This is a genomic window from Aurantivibrio plasticivorans (genome assembly GCF_055392955.1).
Genome location: NZ_AP036020.1, coordinates 107440 through 128420 on the forward strand (window position 1 = coordinate 107440; position 20981 = coordinate 128420).

Annotated in this window: 25 protein-coding genes; 5 read left to right on the forward strand and 20 right to left on the reverse strand. The window is 45.6% G+C overall.

What is annotated here, in order from left to right; translation table 11 throughout:
* The first annotated feature begins 218 nt into the window (after window positions 1-218).
* Window positions 219-887, forward strand: a complete 669-nt coding sequence (locus tag ACZ5NB_RS00465; protein ID WP_460230828.1) for a winged helix-turn-helix domain-containing protein — start codon at window positions 219-221, stop codon at window positions 885-887.
* 72 nt (window positions 888-959) lie between these two features.
* On the opposite strand, the gene ACZ5NB_RS00470 is transcribed toward ACZ5NB_RS00465, so the two are convergent.
* Window positions 960-1466: an outer membrane beta-barrel protein gene (locus tag ACZ5NB_RS00470; RefSeq protein WP_460230830.1), complete on the reverse strand. Its 507-nt coding sequence runs from the start codon at window positions 1464-1466 to the stop codon at window positions 960-962.
* A 176-nt stretch (window positions 1467-1642) separates the two neighbouring features.
* Between ACZ5NB_RS00470 and ACZ5NB_RS00475 the strand changes: the two genes are divergently transcribed.
* The gene (locus ACZ5NB_RS00475; RefSeq protein WP_460230832.1) at window positions 1643-3109 is read left to right on the forward strand and encodes a DUF4139 domain-containing protein; all 1467 of its coding nucleotides are present in this window, start codon (window positions 1643-1645) and stop codon (window positions 3107-3109) included.
* 75 nt (window positions 3110-3184) lie between these two features.
* On the opposite strand, the gene ACZ5NB_RS00480 is transcribed toward ACZ5NB_RS00475, so the two are convergent.
* From ACZ5NB_RS00480 to ACZ5NB_RS00525, 10 genes are all read right to left on the reverse strand, one after another.
* Entirely contained in the window at window positions 3185-3697 is a 513-nt protein-coding gene (locus tag ACZ5NB_RS00480; RefSeq protein WP_460230834.1) for an RNA methyltransferase, read from the reverse strand.
* Window positions 3687-4310 (reverse strand): hypothetical protein, encoded by a 624-nt coding sequence (locus ACZ5NB_RS00485; protein WP_460230836.1) that lies wholly within the window; start codon window positions 4308-4310, stop codon window positions 3687-3689. The genes ACZ5NB_RS00480 and ACZ5NB_RS00485 overlap by 11 nt, the downstream gene beginning before the upstream one ends.
* Before the next feature lie 163 nt (window positions 4311-4473).
* A complete protein-coding gene (locus ACZ5NB_RS00490) occupies window positions 4474-4887 on the reverse strand; it encodes a DUF805 domain-containing protein (protein ID WP_460230837.1) in 414 nt (137 codons plus the stop codon).
* 127 nt (window positions 4888-5014) lie between these two features.
* Window positions 5015-5614, reverse strand: a complete 600-nt coding sequence (locus tag ACZ5NB_RS00495; RefSeq protein WP_460230838.1) for a glutathione S-transferase N-terminal domain-containing protein — start codon at window positions 5612-5614, stop codon at window positions 5015-5017.
* An 84-nt stretch (window positions 5615-5698) separates the two neighbouring features.
* Entirely contained in the window at window positions 5699-6196 is a 498-nt protein-coding gene (locus ACZ5NB_RS00500) for a GNAT family N-acetyltransferase (protein ID WP_460230839.1), read from the reverse strand.
* A 24-nt stretch (window positions 6197-6220) separates the two neighbouring features.
* A complete protein-coding gene (locus tag ACZ5NB_RS00505) occupies window positions 6221-6709 on the reverse strand; it encodes a GNAT family N-acetyltransferase (RefSeq protein ID WP_460230841.1) in 489 nt (162 codons plus the stop codon).
* 125 nt (window positions 6710-6834) lie between these two features.
* On the reverse strand, window positions 6835-7272 hold the full coding sequence (locus tag ACZ5NB_RS00510; protein WP_460230842.1) for an OsmC family protein: 438 nt from the start codon (window positions 7270-7272) through the stop codon (window positions 6835-6837).
* Window positions 7273-7309: 37 nt separating this feature from the next.
* Window positions 7310-7837 (reverse strand): class I SAM-dependent methyltransferase, encoded by a 528-nt coding sequence (locus tag ACZ5NB_RS00515; protein ID WP_460230844.1) that lies wholly within the window; start codon window positions 7835-7837, stop codon window positions 7310-7312.
* A gap of 146 nt (window positions 7838-7983) precedes the next feature.
* Entirely contained in the window at window positions 7984-8505 is a 522-nt protein-coding gene (locus ACZ5NB_RS00520) for a DUF6644 family protein (RefSeq protein WP_460230846.1), read from the reverse strand.
* Window positions 8506-8514: 9 nt separating this feature from the next.
* The gene (locus tag ACZ5NB_RS00525; RefSeq protein ID WP_460230848.1) at window positions 8515-9024 is read right to left on the reverse strand and encodes a DUF6644 family protein; all 510 of its coding nucleotides are present in this window, start codon (window positions 9022-9024) and stop codon (window positions 8515-8517) included.
* A gap of 227 nt (window positions 9025-9251) precedes the next feature.
* On the opposite strand from ACZ5NB_RS00525, the gene ACZ5NB_RS00530 reads away from it, so the two are divergent.
* Together ACZ5NB_RS00530 and ACZ5NB_RS00535 are read left to right on the forward strand one after the other, a co-directional pair.
* Window positions 9252-11363: a TonB-dependent receptor gene (locus ACZ5NB_RS00530; RefSeq protein WP_460230850.1), complete on the forward strand. Its 2112-nt coding sequence runs from the start codon at window positions 9252-9254 to the stop codon at window positions 11361-11363.
* Between the two features lie 23 nt (window positions 11364-11386).
* Window positions 11387-12952, forward strand: a complete 1566-nt coding sequence (locus ACZ5NB_RS00535) for a hypothetical protein (protein WP_460230851.1) — start codon at window positions 11387-11389, stop codon at window positions 12950-12952.
* A 226-nt stretch (window positions 12953-13178) separates the two neighbouring features.
* Here the strand turns inward: ACZ5NB_RS00535 and ACZ5NB_RS00540 are convergent, their stop codons facing one another.
* The 6 genes from ACZ5NB_RS00540 to ACZ5NB_RS00565 all read right to left on the reverse strand — a co-directional run bounded on the left by ACZ5NB_RS00540 (window position 13179) and on the right by ACZ5NB_RS00565 (window position 17811).
* Window positions 13179-13892 (reverse strand): hypothetical protein, encoded by a 714-nt coding sequence (locus ACZ5NB_RS00540; protein ID WP_460230852.1) that lies wholly within the window; start codon window positions 13890-13892, stop codon window positions 13179-13181.
* A gap of 149 nt (window positions 13893-14041) precedes the next feature.
* On the reverse strand, window positions 14042-15271 hold the full coding sequence (locus ACZ5NB_RS00545; RefSeq protein WP_460230854.1) for a nucleoside recognition domain-containing protein: 1230 nt from the start codon (window positions 15269-15271) through the stop codon (window positions 14042-14044).
* 18 nt (window positions 15272-15289) lie between these two features.
* The gene (locus ACZ5NB_RS00550; RefSeq protein WP_460230855.1) at window positions 15290-15781 is read right to left on the reverse strand and encodes a hypothetical protein; all 492 of its coding nucleotides are present in this window, start codon (window positions 15779-15781) and stop codon (window positions 15290-15292) included.
* Window positions 15778-16485 (reverse strand): hypothetical protein, encoded by a 708-nt coding sequence (locus tag ACZ5NB_RS00555; protein ID WP_460230857.1) that lies wholly within the window; start codon window positions 16483-16485, stop codon window positions 15778-15780. The genes ACZ5NB_RS00550 and ACZ5NB_RS00555 overlap by 4 nt, the downstream gene beginning before the upstream one ends.
* Window positions 16437-16835: a hypothetical protein gene (locus ACZ5NB_RS00560; RefSeq protein WP_460230858.1), complete on the reverse strand. Its 399-nt coding sequence runs from the start codon at window positions 16833-16835 to the stop codon at window positions 16437-16439. The genes ACZ5NB_RS00555 and ACZ5NB_RS00560 overlap by 49 nt, the downstream gene beginning before the upstream one ends.
* A gap of 28 nt (window positions 16836-16863) precedes the next feature.
* A complete protein-coding gene (locus ACZ5NB_RS00565) occupies window positions 16864-17811 on the reverse strand; it encodes a helix-turn-helix transcriptional regulator (RefSeq protein WP_460230860.1) in 948 nt (315 codons plus the stop codon).
* 140 nt (window positions 17812-17951) lie between these two features.
* Here ACZ5NB_RS00565 and ACZ5NB_RS00570 point away from each other — a divergent pair, with 140 nt between their 5' ends.
* Window positions 17952-18587 carry a glutathione S-transferase family protein gene (locus tag ACZ5NB_RS00570; protein ID WP_460230862.1) on the forward strand — a complete coding sequence of 212 codons (636 nt, stop codon included), beginning with the start codon at window positions 17952-17954 and terminating at the stop codon, window positions 18585-18587.
* A gap of 57 nt (window positions 18588-18644) precedes the next feature.
* On the opposite strand, the gene ACZ5NB_RS00575 is transcribed toward ACZ5NB_RS00570, so the two are convergent.
* From ACZ5NB_RS00575 to ACZ5NB_RS00585, 3 genes are all read right to left on the reverse strand, one after another.
* Entirely contained in the window at window positions 18645-19817 is a 1173-nt protein-coding gene (locus ACZ5NB_RS00575; protein ID WP_460230863.1) for a hypothetical protein, read from the reverse strand.
* Window positions 19818-19943: 126 nt separating this feature from the next.
* Window positions 19944-20153, reverse strand: a complete 210-nt coding sequence (locus ACZ5NB_RS00580; RefSeq protein ID WP_460230865.1) for a hypothetical protein — start codon at window positions 20151-20153, stop codon at window positions 19944-19946.
* Between the two features lie 9 nt (window positions 20154-20162).
* Window positions 20163-20783: a class I SAM-dependent methyltransferase gene (locus tag ACZ5NB_RS00585; protein WP_460230866.1), complete on the reverse strand. Its 621-nt coding sequence runs from the start codon at window positions 20781-20783 to the stop codon at window positions 20163-20165.
* Between the last annotated feature and the right edge of the window lie 198 nt (window positions 20784-20981).

The following is a 20981-nucleotide window of genomic DNA, read 5'->3' on the forward strand; positions in this document are numbered from 1 at the left end:
TAAATAAAAATATTTTTGTTAAATTCATCGACTTCCAAAAAAAATTTGTAACTAAGGAGAAAATGAGAGCGTAGTGAGGAGTGTAAATTCGAGTTCTAACATTAAATGACGCAGAGTATTTCTGTTTGATATGAGTGTATCTAATCGAACGCTATCCGCGTATTGCTAACGATTAGCGAGAAAGACACCGCGAGCGTTGAAACATAGGGATTTAACGTATGCAGACAAGTGATCACGACCTTAGACTGACAAGTATGACAATGCCAGATCAGCAAAATATAAAACGTTTGGTTGAAAAAATACTTGTCAACCAATCTGTTCAAGCGGGAATAGCGGCTTCGTTGGACAGTGACGAAGGTGGTTCCTGCGAGTCAAATGTAACTCCTGTAAATATCCAAGTAATAAATATTGAGATTCACGATACAGATTTGAATGATGCGCTGGGTAAAGTGACCCTCACTCGCAACATTCCTGTGGTGATACTTCCTGCATCATACGGGACGACTTTGAGGTCTGATATCGGATTGAATGCGGGTCAAAAGGGTAATGAAAAGCAAGCCTCTGTAAACGATGAGCAGGAGCACGCCATCAGTGTTGGTGGCCTAAAAATTAATAGGCAGCAGCGCAAAGTTTGGTATAAAAATATAGAGTGTGAATTAACGCCGAAAGAATTTGAACTGCTATGGATATTTATGCGATATCCCAAGCGGGTATTTTCGCGAAGAGAATTAGTCTCGGAAATTTGGGGAGTGGATTTCGATGGCTACGAGCATACCGTCAGCAATCACATGAATCGACTTCGAAAAAAACTCAGCCAGGTTAGTGATGGTGTACTTTCTATCGATACCGTTTGGGGTGTCGGGTATCGTTTCGATGCTGGTGGATAGCTTGAAACATAGAAACGCCGTCCAAACTCAATGAACGGCGCGTTGAGAAAACTTTAATGTTATTGAAAATAACTAAAACTGAACAGCTAAGCTAGCGCCAATAAAGTTCACGTCTTCTTCAATGATTGTATACTCAAACTCAATAAGTGCGTGATTGCCTGGACGGAAACCTAAGCCAAAACCGGCCGAGAGCCCTTCATCAGAGACATTGATGGACCCTGGGTAAAATGACGAGGGAACTTCGATATCTTCGTAGAGTATGCCAGCCTTTGCCATAAAGTAGACAGTTGATGGACCGCGATATACGCCATACAACGCATAAGACTCAAAATCTCCGTTTCTTCCGGCTGAATTAACATCTAAATCGCTGCTTAATGTTTCAAGTTGAATGGCAAAACCGCCGTCAAACTCATAGCCTGCCATAATCCCTAGAGGAGTTTCTGCGTCAAAGCTGCTTGCATCGATATCCAAATTGCCAGTCTTCGCACCCAAGTAAAAACCGCCTTCCGCAAAAGTTAGTTGACTAGACAGCAATAGTGCACCAATTGATAGGCTCGTTAACGCTAACTTCTTTATCATGTTACATCCCTTAATTTAATGGTAGTAAAAGTGTAATAATTACACCATCCAGCAGTATATATTTTCTGCAACACAATTTACACGCTACGGAAGTGAGTGGCGATGGGGGGGGTGAACCAATGAGCGAAAAGGTTGCCGAATGAGCATAGGCACATACAAATCGGTTGGAGATAGCGATGAAAAAAGGATGGCGAACGGTAAGTGAAACAAGTAAGTACACTAAGTCCAAGGGTGCTGCTTACAGCGTGGCAGCGGCTTTGCTTACAGCCAGCATATCGGTTAGTTCGGGGGAAATAGTTAGTTCGACTGACGATCAAAAAGATATTGCAGTCACAATCTATAACGATAATTTAGCGATGGTGCGCGAACAACGAGACATTAAGTTACCCAAGGGTGAAGTAGAGCTCGCTTTACGTGAAGTCAGTGCCCTGATCATTCCAGAAACAGCGATTCTACGAAGTAAAACAGAACCCGGAAGCTTGAATGTGCTTGAGCAAAATTTTGATTTTGATTTGCTCACACCGCAATCATTGCTAACGAAGTATATCGGAAGAGACATACAAGTCATCCTGCAAGACCCCACGAATCAGAACAATAAAGTTGAAACAGCGACTGTGTTAGCCACTAACAATGGCACGGTGTTAAAGATAGGCGATCGCATCGAAACAAATTATCCTGGCAGGATGGTCTTTCCTGATGTGCCGGGAAATCTGCGAGACAAGCCTACATTAATTGTGACTCTAAACAATGAGCGTGCAAAAACACATACCACTGAACTAAATTACCTCACTAGTGGTTTAGGTTGGCGTGCAGACTATGTTGCAGAATTGAATGAAGACGATAGTCAACTTGATCTCTCCGGCTGGGTGACGTTAACCAATTCAAGCGGAACAAGCTACAACAATGCACTGCTACAATTAGTTGCAGGTGATGTTGGTCGGGTGCCATCGATGGATGCACCCATGCGACTGGAAGCGCTATCCACTGTCAGTGCTAAGCCACGTAGTGCTATGCGGGAAGAGGAATTTTTCGACTATCACTTATATACGCTCAACCGCCGTACAACCTTGCGTAACAATCAAACCAAACAAGTTTCTTTACTGAACGCGGAAAGTGTGCCGGTTAAAAAGGAATATTACCTCAACGCCAACACACAGAATTGGTTTTATCGTCAATACCAAGGTGATAGTCACCAACTCAAAGTTGACGTGTATGTGCAATTCGAGAATGAAAAAGAAAACGGTTTAGGAATGCCTCTGCCAAAAGGTACGGTGAGAGCCTACAAGAACGATAGCCAGGGGCGTCCGCAATTTGTAGGTGAAGACCGTATCGATCATACGCCTGATAAAGAAGCGGTAAGGTTAAAACTGGGTAACGCATTTGATGTGACAGCGGAGCGTTACCAAACAGAGTATCAACGATTGGCAAATAATATCTATCAAAGTGAATACGAGATTATTCTAAAAAATGCCAAGGAAGAGCCTGTTGAAGTGATCGTCAATGAATTTATGCCAGGCGATTGGCGAATGATTTCAGAAAGCGCGCCTCATGTGAAAGAATCATCGACATTGGCGCAATGGACAATCCAAGTGCCTCCTAAAAATCAAACGGTGTTAAATTACAGAGTGGAAGTAAGAAATTAGTCACTGTGAGACGATTACGTTATGCCGTTTCACGCCTAAGCTCGTGTGAATGGTCTCATTGTTTACAGCTGCGGATTAGTTTTTGGTCTTGAGGCGATTGTTTTGATCACGGCTTTCTAAGATTAATGCGTCGTGATCGATTGTTTGAATAGTTTTTGCCATCCGGTCGTACAGCACCACATTGACCGTAGCCGCTAGATTCATGCAGCCAATAGTCGGAACGTAGACTACCGCATCCGCAATATCGATAGTTGATTGTTCTATAGAACCGTCCTCTGGACCAAATACATAAATCGCATCTTGTGGGTGCTCGAAACTTGTGAGGGGAGACGCCCCCTCAACTAATTCGATGCACACTAGTTTTCTGTCACGATTTTTTAGCTTCTGAAAATCTTCTTCAGCGATAAGAGGGACCTTGCTCTGAATATCCTTGGTGTCTTGCGTATAATTGTTGGCACGTTCAAACCGCGTCCCGCTGTAGTAGATTGCTTCCGCTCCATAGCAGCCCGCCGCGCGCATGACCGCACCCACATTGGACGGGCTTTTCGGGTTGGATAAACATAAAATAGCAGTACCTTTATTGATCATCGTTACCTTTCCCAGCAAAAGGTACGCGCTCGGCGATATCCGTCGCGACTTTTTTACCGACTTTGGTTACCTTTTTAACAATATTGTGGATATCGCGAGACGGCGCTATTTTGCCGCTGGCATCGCCTTGGCAAGGAGAGCCGTGGAAATAGATTCTAAACGATCGAGCTATTTTCTCTTCGTTCCCTTGGTACTCGCCGCTTAATATCCCCTGTTCAACCTCATCACGAAATTGGCTATCGCATTCGCAATCTAAGTAGCCTTTCTCTTCATAGCACATGTCGTGGCGTTTGCAGGCGGTATCGAGGCCGTCGATGGGCTCTTCGGCCTCCTGCATATTTACTGGGTGATTCGCGCCGCACCAATTGCCGTAGGTGGGTAGCAGGCTAGTCAGTTTTTCCAGTTGGTTGTTTTTCGTTTCGATTGCAGCAGGTTTGTCTGTGTTAACAGCGCTTTCATTAGCCGCCTCTTGTGGTGCTGTGACGGGGGAATCATCTGGCGTCGCGACCTCATTACTAGGGGCTGGATTTGAGTTAACGCCGAGTGATGCGGACAATAAGCCAAATAGAAAAAGACTAAGGCCGACAGAAGAGGGTTTTGAAAGTAAAAGCATACTGATGTTTGTCCGTAAACAGATTGATAAGGGTTAGTCTGCGTGTGACTAGACTGAACTACGGCCACAACGCATTGATCAAATAGTAAGATCTTATTGGTTGTGGCCGTATCGAATGTTCTAGCCGAGAGGCGATAGGAATTTCGACTTGTAGAAAAGCTGCTTATTTCGCGGCAGGTGCACCGAAGTTATTGATTCCTTCATCACCGGCTAAAAAGCCATTTTCAATCAGCGCCCAAAAAGCGCCAATGATAGGCACAAAAGCAATGCATACCCACCAACCGGATTTATTTCGGTCATGCCAGCGCTTGACCTGAATAGCTAATGAAATCCAAATCATTGGAACCATCAGGATGAATGTCAACGCGCCGAAAATCGCCGGGTCTGGTAGTAAAAGCCCAACAGCGAACATCAATGTATAGGTCACAACAATGGTTGCTAGATAAACAGCCCAAAATTTTCCTCGCCCAATTCGCCCCTGAAACGAAAACAAAATATCTTTGATGGTCATTGGCACAGTAGCTTGCCCGTCACTCTGTAGCTCTGAATCTGGGCTTTTATAAATATTTTCACTCATGATCAAATCCTCTTTGTTTTATTTATTGTTCATGCATCTAGCAAGGTGTCGTAGATGCTAGCAAAAGGAGAGTACAACAAAGTTAATCTCGGTAGAACCTTGAAAGATAACCGGGCGCTTTTAAGCCTCAACTAGCCCATCCTTTGGCTCGCTCCAATACCTGATTAAAGAGGGGCCATTGCAAGAGGGCGTGCTGATAACGACCCGCAGCGCCCGAAAGTGTGATGCCGTAGGCGTTTAGGCGATAAGCCAACACCGCATAAAACGCGTCTACCACGCTAGGCGTTGAAAAATAGAATGTGCTGCCTGCTTGACTCCAAATAGCGTCGAGCCTACGCAATTCTTTTTGCACAGCAGGTGCGTCGGAGATATCGACAGGTCGAGAGACAACCCAATTAAATGGCATTAGGGTGCGAATTTGGGCAAATCCTGAGTGCAATTCACACACTAAGCTGCGGGCGAGTCCTCGTTCATTGAGGTCATGAAGCCAGAGTAATCCAGCGGACAATTCATTGGCATATTCTGCGATTGCGAGTGAATCATGGATACGCGTATCCCCGTCGATCAATACTGGCACCAGCATTGAGTCCGATACACCGGAGAGGGCCTTCTCATAACCGGGTTGGCCCAACGGAATAATGCGTTCCGTGACGTTGATCTCTGCTAGCGCTAAACACATGAGAGCGCGAATCGACCAGGTCGAACAATCTCCGACAACTAATTCCATCATTCAGTCCTAAGGTTTGAGCAGCCCAAATTATCAAATAAATCGGATCATAGCGCGATGATGGATAACTAGAAAGGCAGTGACCTAAACCGACAACGTCATGGTATAAGCGTCTGAGCCGTAGCATTCATCAATAACCTGTTCTGAAACAATTTGAAACTTATGTCGTTGCCAATAGGTGTGCGCTCCTTCTACAGCGACTAAGTTAATTGAAGATATGTTGTATGCTTTCGCGACGCTCAATAATCGAGAAAATAAGGAGGAGCCAATACCGTTACCGGCATGCTCCCGAGATACGACAAGATCATGTAAAAAAAGCGGGCTACATTGCAGGTCAGCCACGCCTAAGTCGTCGACCCTTAAGCGTTGATGTAATTTGGGTGGGGTCTTATTGTTCCAAGGGTGGGCTAATAGATAGGCAACAACGGTATTGGATATGGCATAAACAAAACAAAATTCGGGTGCAACCAGCCACTTGCTGCGCAATGTATCGATTGATTCTGGCGCTAATTGACTGTAACTGTCTAGCTCTAGTTGATGTATCGCAGCCCAATCGTTTGAAACAATTGATCGAACACACATAAGCACTGTCTCATTTTTGAATCGCTAGGGGTTATTGCTATTCCAGGTTTCGCGATGCAATCTAAATCGATAAAACGTGGTATGTGTAATAACGAGCTCGCCGTCTCTTTCGAAGCCTAGGCGACGCAATCCATGGATGCGTGTGCGAGAGGGTGGTATAAGCACAGTAATAGAGGGTAAATCTAATTCTGTAAATGCCTGGTTAACCACGGCTGTGAAGATGGACTTTCCGGCACCCCAAAAGCGTGGATGTAACACCAAAGCAAAATCAGCATCACCATGTTCCGGCTGAAGGCCTCCCCAACCTGCAAACTCGTTATCTATATAAAAGCCCCACGGCCCATAACCGTGATCACGCCAAAGCGTATTTTTGGCCGCGACGAAGGTATTGCAATCGTCTTCATCGAAATTGTCGAAGGTAAGGGGCATTTGACGACGCACAGCGGGGTTGTTCATCAGCGCAATAAGTGCAGATGGCTCAACCTCGTCTAAGCGTTTGAAGCGTAAATTCATATCCCTTGAGTCTTTGCTGTAGAGAAAGTCCCTCTACGTTAGGCCGCACCTGTTGGTTACGTCGAGAGCGTAAAGCATGCGTGATAGCAGATTAACCCGTTATCACTGAACGTCGGTACAGAATGTTAATCGGCGTGATGCAGGGTAAATTCCAAGCGAGTTTCACATGACAGTGAATTACTTATTAAACACGCCCGGTGAGATTTTTCTAACACCTTTTCAGCCTTTGCTGTATCTACCGATGAGGGAATGATAAGGGAAACCGTCGTTAAGATATCGGTAAACTGAATACTACGATCGACCTTATCAAGTACGCCATCAGCTTTGCACTCAATCTCTAGCCATTGGAATTGCATTGCGTTCGCTACAGCGCGGAACGACAGAATAAAGCAATTTGCAACCGACGCCATTAGCAGCGTTTCTGGCGACCACTGATCGCCAGGCCCATCAAAGTCAGCGGGTGCTGCAACAGAGATCAACGGCAATGCATCAGATTGGGTGACCAAGTTGTCTTCGGGGTTACCTTTGGACGATGCAGTATAATGATGAGGTAAAGCTTTCATATTAATTCCAAAAAATAGTTGTTGAGAATGTCAGGGGCTAATCAGCATAACCCCAGTAATTAAAACCAGCTACTTTCGGTGTTGCTCGAAGATAGCCGCTATCTAGTTGCTTAATGTCGAAGCCACCTTCTCGTAACAGTTGAGGAATGTCGCGGTTGAGATGGCAGCCTCCAAATAACTTTTTCCATGGCCGATTGATGCGGTTTTGCCACTGATGAATATTGTCATCAGGTGCTTTTCCATGTTCACTAAATAATAATTTGCCACCAGGCTTGAGAACACGACGCATTTGAGTGAGCGCTGCTTGCCAATCCGGGATAGTACACAACGTGTAAGTTAATACCACGGTGTCGACGCTATTCGTATCCAACGGTATTTCTTCACCGGGTAAATCGAGCCAATCAATGTCGAAGGGTACAGCATCAACTGCAGGCTTTGCTTTTTCACGCATACCCAGCGACGGTTCTAACCCCCACAGCTTTTCAACTTTATCGGGATTGTAGTAGCTAAGGTTAATGCCGGAGCCCATGCCGATTTCTAAAATGCGTCCTTCGGCTTTAGGCACAATTTTGCGCCGTTGTTTTAAAATGGGTTTGGTTCAGCAGGCAAGGTTAATAACGTGTGGAAGAACTTTATTCTCATAAAAAGACATGGTTAACGCTCGTTTAACACGGTAACTAAAGGAGTGCTTACCATACTACGTTTGATAGGTTATTGAATATGCCCTATCCAGCGCCCAGCAAAAATAATAGCTACCCAAATGGATAGTGATACTCCCCCGGCGACCGCGGTGAGCTGGAAACCCGTGTTTGACGAAACCGAGTTCAATTGATCTGCTACGCGTTTCATTGGTTTTAACAACGCGTGTAAAAAAACGGTGTTGAGTCCAGCTATTAATATTAACAATAGCTTGTATTGCATTGCCGGATTGCTGGCATACGCCAGAGCATTGGTAATAAACATCAAGCCGCCGGTAACGACTGCTACGACAAACCCCAGCCATACCCAGGGTAGTTGCTGCTTCAGTATGCTATTAACGCTGTAGTGTTTTGCTGCAACACCAAGCAAACGCAAGTCTACCATTAGCAGCATGCCAAGCATGAAGGTGGCTGCAAGCACGTGTATCGACTCAATAAAAGGAAACCACCAGGTAGCGCCAATAGTGAGTGCGATATCTAGATATTCGAGTTGAAGCAGCGACTCTTCCATTGACGGGGTGATATTAATGATCATAGCGATTGGTTACCTAGGAAATAAATACTCTGCATAGGCAATCCAGCGGCCTGCAAAAATGACGAGTAGCCAACATACCAACGCTAGCGCATTGGTTAGCTTAAAAGCCCAGTTTTTAGATAACATTGATTGACGTTTAATGGTATGAAATATCCACCAGGTCATCGTGATCGCTAACGCGATGAACAACAGTTTTAAACCAAATACCGGGTTCTTAAAATAGCGGTAAGGCCGAGCAAAAATAAACAAAATGCCTGAGAAAAATAATACTGGCAAGGCGAACCAAAACCACAAACGCATTCGCTGGTACAGCTCCGCCAACGTCTGTTGGCTAACGGCGATACCGAGTGAGCGCAGGTGAATAAGCACCGCTGATGCCATGACTACAGCAACAGCAAGAATGTGAATGGACTGCAGGATCGGTGGCAATCCAGGAATATTGCGTAACCAATCGATAGCAAGCGATCGCAAGAGTGAGTCTGCGAGTAAATCGCCAAGTGGAAGAAAGATATTTTGCATGAATGCAAAGTAAATGAAAGTTAATAGGAATGAAAGAATAAGTGCGTTAAATAATGTAGCCAAGCGGATTGAACACAGAAAAACGTTGGGAGTTACAGGTACTTCTCTCTAGTTAGTAGGGTGGTGACCTTTTGCTCCGGTGCGTAGCGGCTGCCTGCGACGATTTGTCGCATTCCGTTATACTGCCCTGATCTTTACTATCCCCATTTTTTATCCTGGGGAAAATAATGAACCAACCCGTCTCAATAATTCCATTGTCATTGATAGTTGCCGTACAAACCTTGCCCGCTGTGGCTGTGTCTGACGAGACAATGGACAATATTGTGGTCACATCAACGCGAGAAGAAAAAGACATTCGCGATCTTTCTGAGTCAGTGGGTGTGATAAACAAAATTGAATTGGAGTTTATTGACCCAGGCCATCCTTCTGAAGCACTCAACCGCGTTGCCGGTGTGCATATCAATAATCTGGGTGGTGAGGGCCACATGACCTCCATTCGCCAGCCTATCACTACGGCTGGTGTGTATTTATTCTTAGAAGACGGTATTCCTACTCGCCCTACCGGTTTTTTTAATCACAACGGCTTGTATGAAATTAACATACCGCAAAGTAGCCGGGTCGAAGTCATTAAGGGGCCCGGCTCGGCGCTTTATGGTAGTGATGCTATTGGTGGAGTCATTAATGCGATTACTTCACCTAGCCCCAATGCCCCGATTTTGATGGCCAATGCTGAGGGTGGCTCATTCGGATGGAGGCGCGGTTTGTTATCTGCCGGAACAAATCTGGGAGAGTCTTCCGGTGTTCGGATTGATTACAACACAACCCGTAATGACGGATTTAGAGATGAAGCTGCCTACGACAGGCAGTCGCTTAATGTCAGAGTGGATAGCACGATGGGAGATATCACTAGCGTTAAATTGATTACCTCCTTCTCTGACATTGATCAATCGGGTGTTTCGAGCCTCGAATACAATGACTATAAAAGTGATACCGAAAAAAACCAGTTTCATGGGGACATTGGTTTTCGGGTGGTAGAAGCGGGTAGGGCATCGGTTGAGTTTAATATTGCGCTCAATGAATCGAACCTGATAACGGCGACACCGTTCTATCGTAAGAACGAAATGACCATGATGCCTAGTTGGATGGTGACCTACGACCCGAATATTCGCGATTATACGTTTGAATCCTATGGCCTTTTACTCAAATACCGTTACGCACTTGCCGATAATCGCGCTGAGTTCATTGTCGGTGTCGATGTGGATTCAACGCCTTCGGAGTACCTAGAGGAAGAAATTGTCGTCGCTCAAAATGGCGATATCTATACCGACTATCAACGTACCGGCAACATTCACTACGATTTCGACGCAGATCAACGCTCGGTGTCGCCTTATGTACATGCTGAATACCAAATAACAGATCAGGTGCGTCTGAATGCAGGTGTGCGTTTCGATTCGTTTACGGTGGATTACGACAATAATATTGTGAATGGGGCACTCGACTTCTCCCATCGGCGTCCAGAAAGTCAATCGATCGATTATGATAATACGAGCCCAAAACTAGGGTTAACCTATCAATATGCCGAAAATCATCACGCGTATTTCAGCTATCGACATGCATTCCGTGCGCCGACCGTGGGTGCGTTGTTTCGCCCTGGTAGTTCACAAAATAGCACCGAGCTAAAACCAGTTCAGAGCGTCAGCACAGAAATCGGTTTTCGAGGCGACTTGTTGATTGGAGACGGCAGCTCTGCAATCAACTACGAGGTTGCCATCTATGATATGGCAGTAGAAGATGACATCGTCAGCATAATCAATAACGGTAGTCGCGAATCTGTTAATGCGGGTGAAACCAGTCATCGCGGTGTCGAACTTGGTGTTGATGCCTTGATCGCGCCCCAGTGGCAGCTCGGTTTTTCGTACACGTATACCGAACAAACCTATGAAGACTTTTCTTACGTTTTCTTTTCCAGAGATTGCTTTTGCAACCAACAAATTAATTTTGCGGGTAACGACGTCGCACTTGCTCCCGAAGGCTTAGGTAATATTCGCCTCGGCTATACCCCAGATCTTATTCAAGGCCTACGTGCTGAATTGGAATTCTCTCATGTAGGTAGTTACGCAACGGATCAAACAAATACGCAACGCTATGATGGCCATGACTTATGGAATTTACGCGTGAATTATTCCGTTAACGATGCGGTGGCTGTCTATGCGCGAGTGATGAATATTGGCGATGTGCTGTATTCAACGTATACCTCTAATCAAGTCAATGACCCAGATCTAAGTTATCGCCCAGGTAATCCGCGTTCCATATTTGCTGGATTACGCGTTAATTTTTAGAAAACATTAAGAGGTAGCGTTAGGTGATCAATAAAACCGCAATACGGTCTTTTTCTGCGAAATGGCACAACGTGTTGGGTTGGTGGGGAGCCTTTGTTGTAATTGTGTGGGCGATATCGGGTATCGCTCACCCATTGATGTCGTGGTTCGGCCCCAAAGCCGCCGCATTTTACCCGCCCAAGATGACGTACACGGCGGAGCAACTGTCATCCATTTCAAGCATTACTGGATCTCAAAATTTACACAAAGCGCAAGTCATTAAAGTTGTTCCGTTCGCCAATAAACCCCTTTTGCAGGTGACAGAACAAGACGGCAAGCAACGCCGTTACTTTTCGCTCAGTACCCAACAGGAATTGCCTAATCACGATCAAGCGCAAGCTCAATGGTTGGCAAGTTACTATACTGGTCGACCAACCGACGAAATTGAGAGTCTAGAAAAAATCACTGAGTTCAGTACTCACTACCCGTCGGTAAATCGCTTGTTGCCTGTCTATAAAGTTCAGTTTGCAGGTGATGATCAGTTGACCGCTTTCGTCTTTACCGAAACCAATAGTTTGGCATCGTTGGTGAACGGGCGTCGGGCCATCTTTGCGTCGGTTTTTCAGGCCTTACATACCTGGAGTTGGTTAGATGTCGCCGGTACGGGGCGAGTACTGATTATCGCCTGCTTTATGCTCACGCTCGGTGCGATGGCAGCAACCGGGTTGAGTTTGGTGCTATTACTGCCGAATCGAAAAATACCTGATACGAGTCGGCGCTGGCACCGTGTGTTCGGTTATATTTTATGGCTACCGTTACTTGGTTGGTCTGCCAGCGGGTTTTACCATCTTTTGCAATCGCACTATGTGGATACGTCATTTGGCATGCGTCTCTCGCCACCGGCGAATCTTGTAGAACTAAACATTTCCAATGAACTAGAAAATGTCGTTGGCAACAAGGATATTTCTGCAATCAGTTTGGTTTCAGGCGCACAAGATACGTTTTATTTTCGCTTAAGTGTATTACCCAAAACGGATGGGACGATGTTGAGCGATGAGCAACGTTTTGCGGGCCGACCAACTGAAGCGAGCGCAATGTATATACATGCTGGTAGTGGTCGTGTTTCCACTTTGACCGATGCTGAGTTTTCGCGCTACTGGGCGTTACAGTTCAGTGGATTGGATGAAAGTTTGATGAGCCACCAACGTTTAGTGACCCATTTCGGTCCAGGCTATGATTTCCGTAATAAACGCTTACCCGTTTGGCAATTCGATTTTAATGATGAGAATGGCCAACGAATGTTTATTGACCCAGTGACAGGTATGCTTGTGGATCAAAACCGAACCATCGATCGTGCAGAGTCATGGTCGTTTTCGATCCTGCATAAATGGAATATGTTGACCCCGCTAGTGGGTCGCCAAATAAGGGACGTGATGATTGTCGCCGTATTGCTATTGTGTATTGTGAGTAGTGCTGTGTTTGGCGGGATTGTTTTATGGAATAACCGAAAGCTCAAAAAGCGTCGGTCAAACCCACTTCAATTAAACCAACGACAATTCAAAAAGGCTCGGCCGGAGCAGCAAGATGCACAGCCATCATCGGGTGCGTAAGCAATAGACATTCTAACGTTTTCAATAAAACGGCTGGTCTAGAAGAAAGCGAAAAGACTAAAATACACTAATGACTTGTTGCGTGGGCCGTTGCTAATTTTTGAGCGCGGTTCCGCGGTATTTTCTAAACGGTTCTCGATAACGTCGAGCGTTAGTCGCGATGAAGTTTCCGTCTATAAGCTGCTGCATGATTTTTCAGATTGTGGTAGGTACATAATAAAATCGATTACCAGTTTTGAAACGGGTCTTGTTCCTCAATCCTTGGACTAAGGTAATTGTCGAGTGCGTCTTCAAGCGTGTTGTTTAGCGTATGATAGATACGAGAAACAGTTTGCTGGCTCAATGTGCTAGGTTGAGTCGCAATGCCCCTAGAATTAATGACTGCGCTAATACCTAACGTTTTTGAGTACTCTCCTTGACTGGTGAATATTCCAATGCTGGGTGCCCTAGCAAATAGTCCGTACATGTCTGCGGCAGCGTTGATGGCGCTTTTACAGGAATTAGTATTGTCTGGATCATTTACATCGGTCAATATAAATACAGCATCAACATTTAATTGCGAAACACGCTGCGTGAAGACTGCTTGGTGTTCAGGAATCACAACGGCTTTAATGGAGTTGCCAATTTTTTCGATACTCGTATTGTCCAAACCGAGGTCAGATAGTTGAAAAAACTCGTACTGAACATTATTTTTGATGAGTGCTTTCTCGAAGCTCTTTTTAAAGTCTTTACTCCAATCGGCACCTAGCGGAATGCTATCTTTGCTACCGTTAGTAAAAAGAGTCGCATGTTTTCTGTAACAAACGATGTCTGAATTTATATCTACCACTACAGCGGCTTTGGAAATGGGTTTTTGAATCGTCTTTCCGATAGGATAGGCGCAGCCTACAAGGTTTAAAATAATGACATGTAATACTAAGTAATGACGACGAAAGCTCATCTTTTATCCTGTTATATAATGTGAAAAGCCAGTCCTCGATGAATAATTGTCTGGGACTAGTGTGTTAGTTCCAAATGAATAAGGTGCACGGATCGGTCCTAAAATGCGTGCGTGTAGGTTGATCAAAGTGAGCAGCCTAAATTAGATCTTTACCCAAAAAACCAATAGCCAACAACAATAGCGGTGATGATACCCACTAAGTCGGCAAATAATCCGCACGCGGCGGCATGGCGAATACGCTTAATACCTACCGCGCCAAAGTAAACCGCTAGCACATAAAATGTTGTTTCTGTACTGCCTTGAACGGTCGCGGCAATGAGCGCGGGAAATGAATCGACACCAAAATTGTTCATCGTCTCCAGCATCATAGCTCGCGCACCCGAACCACTTAATGGTTTCATAAACGCGGTCGGCAGCGCATCGACGAATCGTGTATCCACACCAACAAGCTCAAAAGCCCAACGTAAAACCGATAGGCAATAATCCAGCATACCACTCGCGCGAAATACGCCAATCGCAACCAACATGGCGAGTAGGTAGGGGAGAATAGTGATCGCGAGTTGAAACCCTTCCTTGGCTCCTTCGATGAAGCTCTCATAAACATTTATTCGGCGTCGAATCCCCATCACCATGAACATAATCACTACGGAAAAAAGTAAGCTGTTAGCCATCAGTGACGAGGTGCGGGCTAATTTCTCAGGCGGTAGTTGCGATAGATAAGTTACTAAGGCAACGAGTATGGCAGCTATGGAGCCCAGATAGGTTAATACCACGCGATTAAAAATCGCTAGCCGTTGAACGAAGGCTACCAACAACAATCCGGCTAAAGATGATGCGCTGGTGGCCAGTAGTATGGGCAAAAATACCGAGGCCGGTTCTGGCGCACCTTGCTGTGCACGGTACATCAAAATAGCAATAGGAAATAATGTGAGCGACGAGGTATTAAGCACTAAAAATAAAATTTGTGCATTTGATGCACTGTCTTTATTGGGGTTAATACTTTGCAAACTTTGCATCGCCTTAATGCCAATAGGCGTTGCGGCATTATCGAGACCCATCATGTTAGCGGCAAAATTCATGGAAATGTGCCCTAACGCAGGGTGGTTGCGCGGTACTTCCGGCATTAAGTGTACAAACAGCGGTGACAACAAGCGAGACAGTTTATCCACAAGCCCTGAATGCTCGCCAATTTTTAAAATACCCATCCATAGCGTGAGAATACCGACTAAGCCCAACGCAATATCGAATGATAACTTAGACATCTCGAACAACGCAGCGACTAACGTATTGAATATCTCAGTATTGCCTTGAAAAACCAATTGGGCTAGCGCACTACAAAAAGCCGCGATAAAAAATGATAGCCAAATCCAATTGAGCATGGTTTTCCTAATGTAAAATTAAAAGATAGGTGATTTGCCAGCGGCGAGAAAGATTATTCCTGTAACCGCAACGGGAATAATTGACAAGGCGATTTTCGTAAATATTCCGTGGTATATAGAAAGACCTTTTTTCTCCCAAGAGGTTGGATCTATATTGTTGGCTATTTTACTGGAAGCTTTCATTGCAACCCAATTACCTAAATATATGTCGATGATTTCAAGAGGAATGATTGCGATCAGTAATATGAGTAGCTTTTGTTGAAGCCATTCGCTTCCCCAAAAATCGAAATTTAGAGCTAATAAAGTCCCTGAGCCTATTAGCACCAAAAAGGCAATATGCTCTAAAACAACTGTCGAGTAAAAAATTCTAACCACACCCCTCGCTGTGGTGTCGGTAGTTAAATTGTCTTGATCTATAGCCCTTAATACTAGCCACGCACCAAGTGCCGGGCCCAACCAGAGAATCAATGCACCAATATGTACTGTTTTAATGAGGGCATATTCAATCAATGATTAGCCACCTTATGAGCAAAGATCAGCATCCACAAAGTACTCAACACCATACTGCTTGCGGTAAAAAGCTCTGCACCAGCCATGGACCCAATAGCTATCGATAGCGATAAGAGAAGTCCTAATATCCAAGCTGTAACTCCCCATATAGCTACCCAAGATCGAATCAAGCCTTGGCGAATCGCGGAAATAGTAAGAACAACGCCACCCAAATTGTACAGGCCATTACCAAGAAAACCGGTTAAGTAAATAGATAACGTTTCCAGCGTTAGGAATGTTTGTTCATCTGCACCGTTGACCAATATTTCAGGAATAATGAACGCGTAATTCACTTCAGCTATCAAGTCTGGGGCAATTCCCATTCCAACAAAAGCTAGGCCCACTATTTTAAGCGGTGACGAGCGTAGTTTGTTTGCGAATATTGTACAGAAGATAAATAGCCCTAGAGCAGATAGCATCCACGCGAACCATGATAGTGTCCATAAAGTTCTATTGGTCGCGATAAACTCCATTCTGCTTGAGATATCGGAATCGATTGGTAGGCCATCGCGCATTGGCCCATTCATCAGTAAACAAGCTATAGTAATTACAATTACGGTTAGATATATGACATAAATTTCATAATGTCGTAATTTCAATTTTCGGATTCCCCAAATTAAATAATAATCAAAATAAACGTTATCACCACAATCCCAGCCAACCATTTATAAATCGTTGATGGCTGTACGCTGGGTTTTTGATTGGCTCTTTCCTCGGCAATCAGGCGAGCCATAATATGGTCGACGTCGCCTTTACCCATGTCACCGCTTATACGGGGCTCTTTTGTTGCGATTTTATTGGCGATTTGGTGGTTGCCCATCGCGCCGCTGATTTTTGCTTGCGCTAGGGCTTTTTCTGCTTGCTCGGCTGCGCGGGTCTGTTGTGTTTTAAGCGCGCCTAATAGCTCAAGCAAATGTTGGCGATCGTCGTTGGGTATGGCTTGCAGAGATTGCGGGTTATCAACGTGCAAAACATGTGTTCTACCCTCGATCACGATGGTTATTTTCTTTCCCATAAACGCATACCTACTGCCCTGTTTTTTGTTATCGAGTCGACCGCTCTAAAGCTTCTAAGCGTTGGCGCAGTGCTTGTTTTAACTCGGTGGGTTCAACTATTGTAAAGTCAAACGGCAATGATACTAACCAACTCGCCAGCCAATCGTAGCTATCGGTGGTGGTGCGTAGCAGTATGCCATCTGTACGTTGTTCCAATAAGGCTTCTACTTCACACATCGAGTTGGAGGCCGTCGCCAGGTCAGTGTGAAACAGCAGGCTAATAGAATGTACTCGAGGTGCCTGCATAATACTATGGTTGAGAAACTCCGCCGCATCAAAAACTATAGGCCGCTCAAATGACTGCTCAAGCAAGGTGACATTGAGAATCCGGTCAATACGAAATGTCCGTAGCTCTTGGCGTAAATGGCAAAAGCCACACACGTACCAACGGTGGAAGCGGTACACCAGCCCGTATGGGTCGATGATGCGCTGTGTTGAATCACCTTGTTTGGATTGATAACGGAGTTCGACGCTTTCACGATATTGTGCCGCATTGGTTAAGCGCGATAGCACGACCCCGTTTCCTAGTGTCTCAGCATGTGGCAATACAATATTGATGCTTTCACCCAGTGCGCGCACGCGTTGCTTGAGGTTAACCGGCATCACGCGCTCCAACTTCGATTGCACAGAAGCAATCGCTGGCGTGCCTTCTTCAAGCCCCAGCTGCGCCGCCGCTATTAAACCCAGGGTAATGGCTTGAGCTTCTTCATTGGTGAACATCATTGGTGGTAATTTAAAGCCTGCCACCAGCATATAGCCGCCGTACCGCCCTTGTTCGGTGGTAATGGGAATTCCCAGATCTTCCAATGTGGTGATGTAGCGGCGAACGGTACGTCGATCCACCGCTAAACGCTGTGCGATCTCTGCGCCACTCAATCGGCCGTGGGATTGCAGCAGTTCTAGTAGAGCAAGTACGCGAACGGTAGGGCGGGACATGGCGAATTCTCTGCCGTTAATAAGGAATGATCACTTTACTGTTTAATTAGGACGTAAAACAGCCTAGTTGGCACTTATTCTTTGCAGTAACCCCAACCTGTGTGGGTAAAAACCTTCAAAACGCGAAAAGGAGATATACCATGACAACGACTCAACAGCCGATCACCCTCTATACCAACCCGTTTTCACGAGGCCGAATTGCCCGCTGGATGTTGGAAGAGCTTGGCGTGGACTACCAAGAGCAAATCATGGAATACGGGGGCAGTATTAAATCGTCAGAGTATTTGAACATTAACCCGATGGGCAAAGTGCCTGCCTTAGTTCACGGCGATACGGTGGTGACTGAAGTGGCCGCGATTTGTGCTTATCTCGCCGATCAGTTCCCTGACAAAGGCTTAGCACCCGCGGTCAACAGCCCTGAGCGAGCGGCATACTACCGTTGGTTATTCTTTGTTGCAGGCCCTTTGGAAATGGCAATGAACGCGATTGTATTCGATTGGGAAATTAATCAAGAGCGTGCCCAATCCATTGGTTGTGGCTTGGTGAGTGATGTCTTTCGCACGCTTGAACAACTGTTAGCCGATAAGCCCTATGTCTGTGGTGATTCGTTTACGGTAGCCGATCTTCTGCTAAGCAGTATGTTGGGGTGGCACATAGCGCAAAAGCAAATTGAGCCGAAACCGGTGTTTGTGGAATATGTCGAGCGAGCGCAGAGTCGTCCAGCGGCGAAGCGAGCTGACCAAATCGATAATGAATTGGCTGCAAACGTTGCTTAACGACTAAGTGAAAAGCGGTAGCGGTTTTGCCTATAGCAATGGCTACCGCAATGGTCGCTACCGAATAGATTGAGCAAGCGCTTGTTCGTGCTGTCCATTTGGAGAGATTACAAAGGCGGGAAGTGCAGTAATGGCATAGGTTGTTGATATGCCGCGCATCTCGCCTGTCTCTGGGTCAGGCAAGCCATCCGCATTGCGGCGCAACGAATACCACCAAGCCGGTAAATTGATTTTTCCAACCACTTCGTGAATCGCGCCAACAGCACTGCGACCATTGCCCGCAGTCCCTCGGTAATGCTCTCGCCAATCGCGGTAACCGCCCATATAACCAAATAGAGAACCATCGGGCTTCAGCTCAAATTGAAATTGTGATTGTTCTAGTACTAATTCTTTAGGGTAAAACGCAGGGGCGTAAAAATCTCTTAGCGTTAATGTTTCTGGTGAAATATTGGTAACGATACCGTCTTTTATGCGCACTGATGAAACATCTTGGAAGCGTGTGTCAGGGTCGATGCGAAACGAGTAATCCGCTGCAATATCGCCATTGGCATCCTTAACCATATCGTCTTTAGAGAGGTAAAAACCCAACTTCGCGTTGCTGTCATTCATCGGCGATTCGTTTCCTGACAACAGCATAACAATAGTAAACGCGCCATCATGCATTGAGTCGTTAGAGTTTTTACCCGTACCGGCTTCCCGCGGTTGACCGCGAAAACGCAAAACACAGCCCGAGGATTTATAGAACGCATTATCGACACCTGGCACGCCATTAACGCCAGTAAATCCTGTCGACTCATCACCGTCGAGATTAAAACCAAACGCGATATCACCTTCTACCTCGTACATGCCCGGGTCAGGCAAAACCGTGGGATTATCATAAACATTTTCGCGGTTGGGGCCGCGGTTGTAATAGAGAGAGTAACCATTTGGCCCGCGCGTTCGCTCGTCGACCCGCTCAGGGTCCAGTGCTGCAATGGCTTCAGCGCGCGTGCGGTAGGGCGTTGTCAGAATCGTAGGCCAGTCATTGTCTGGGTTGGTGCCCTGCGGGCAATCGGTGCCGGGTAGATCGCGCTGTACACTGTCGCTGCCATAGTAGTGGGCGAGTTCGTAATACTCGACAACAAAGCCCAGATGCCATGGTTCTGCGTAAACGTGAGGTATGCAAATCAGCGGGATGACGCATAGCGTCGAGCGGTAAAACAAAGACAAAAGGGAAACTAGCTTGGCCATGCAGATTTTCCTTCGCGAAACATTATTGTTGTATTGTATAAAACGAATTAGTTAATACTACAAACTAATGAGGTGCTAAAGAAGAGTGGTGAAACAAAAGCTATGTAAAGTGGCGAGTAATGACGGCTAATCTGTATCGTTGCTACCGGACAGGCTATAACCTATCCAATGCAATAAATAATGGCGGCCAAAGATCATTAACGCCAGACCTATGCCCGCCATCAATAAACTGTGCGACGTACTCAGTTGCAACTCTGGAGGGACCCCATCCCAGAAAAGGAGTAGCATGCTCATCGCTTCGAGCGAAAGACCAACTAACGCTGAATAAAATCGCATTAACATTCTCTACAACGGTTTTCTAGCGACGATAAAAATCGAGTCTTTCCCGGGTTGCCATTCATGATCAATAGTGAATCCCGCATCTGTCATCGCAGCTAGTAATGTCTGCTTGTCAAAAGTGTTTACAAATGGCGCCTTACCAAACCACTGCATAACCTTAATAAATGAGCGAAAAATAGGATTGATGTGACCAATTAGCGCTGTACTGGTGACGAAGATGCCGCCGGGTTTAACGAGCCGATAAGCACTTGCAACTGTTTCATTGACATTATCGAGCAGGTGCAAAATGTTCAGGCCCAAAACGGCATCGAAACTATTGGGCTCTAACGCTAGTGACTCCAACGTTCCTTCTAAAAATGACAGGTTATCAAGCCCTGCCGCAATGCGTTTTTCTTCTGCTATCGCAATCATGTTTGGTGAAATATCGGAAGCGAGAAACTGCCCAACGTGAGGCGCATGAACAATGGCAGTACTACCAGTCCCGCAGCCAAATTCAAATACTTTCCAATCCGGCTTGAAGTAGCCTTGCGTAATGCTTAGCTTTTTTTCATAAACCTCTTCATTACGAACAGGGTTTTTCGCGTAGCGAGTGGCTATTTTGTCCCAAAAACTCTTCGAATCGATCATGGTGAAGGTGACCTATAAATGACGTTGTAAGCAGGGCTTAGGTTATACCGAGATAATCTTCGAATGTATAGTAGAGCGCTAAATTAACACTGTACTAACTAAGAAAAGGATGCATTACATCGTGGAAATCGAGCACTTCGGCTACATGAGAGGCCTTTACACCCGAAATCTCGGAAAGAGTGATCGCTGCGGACTGCT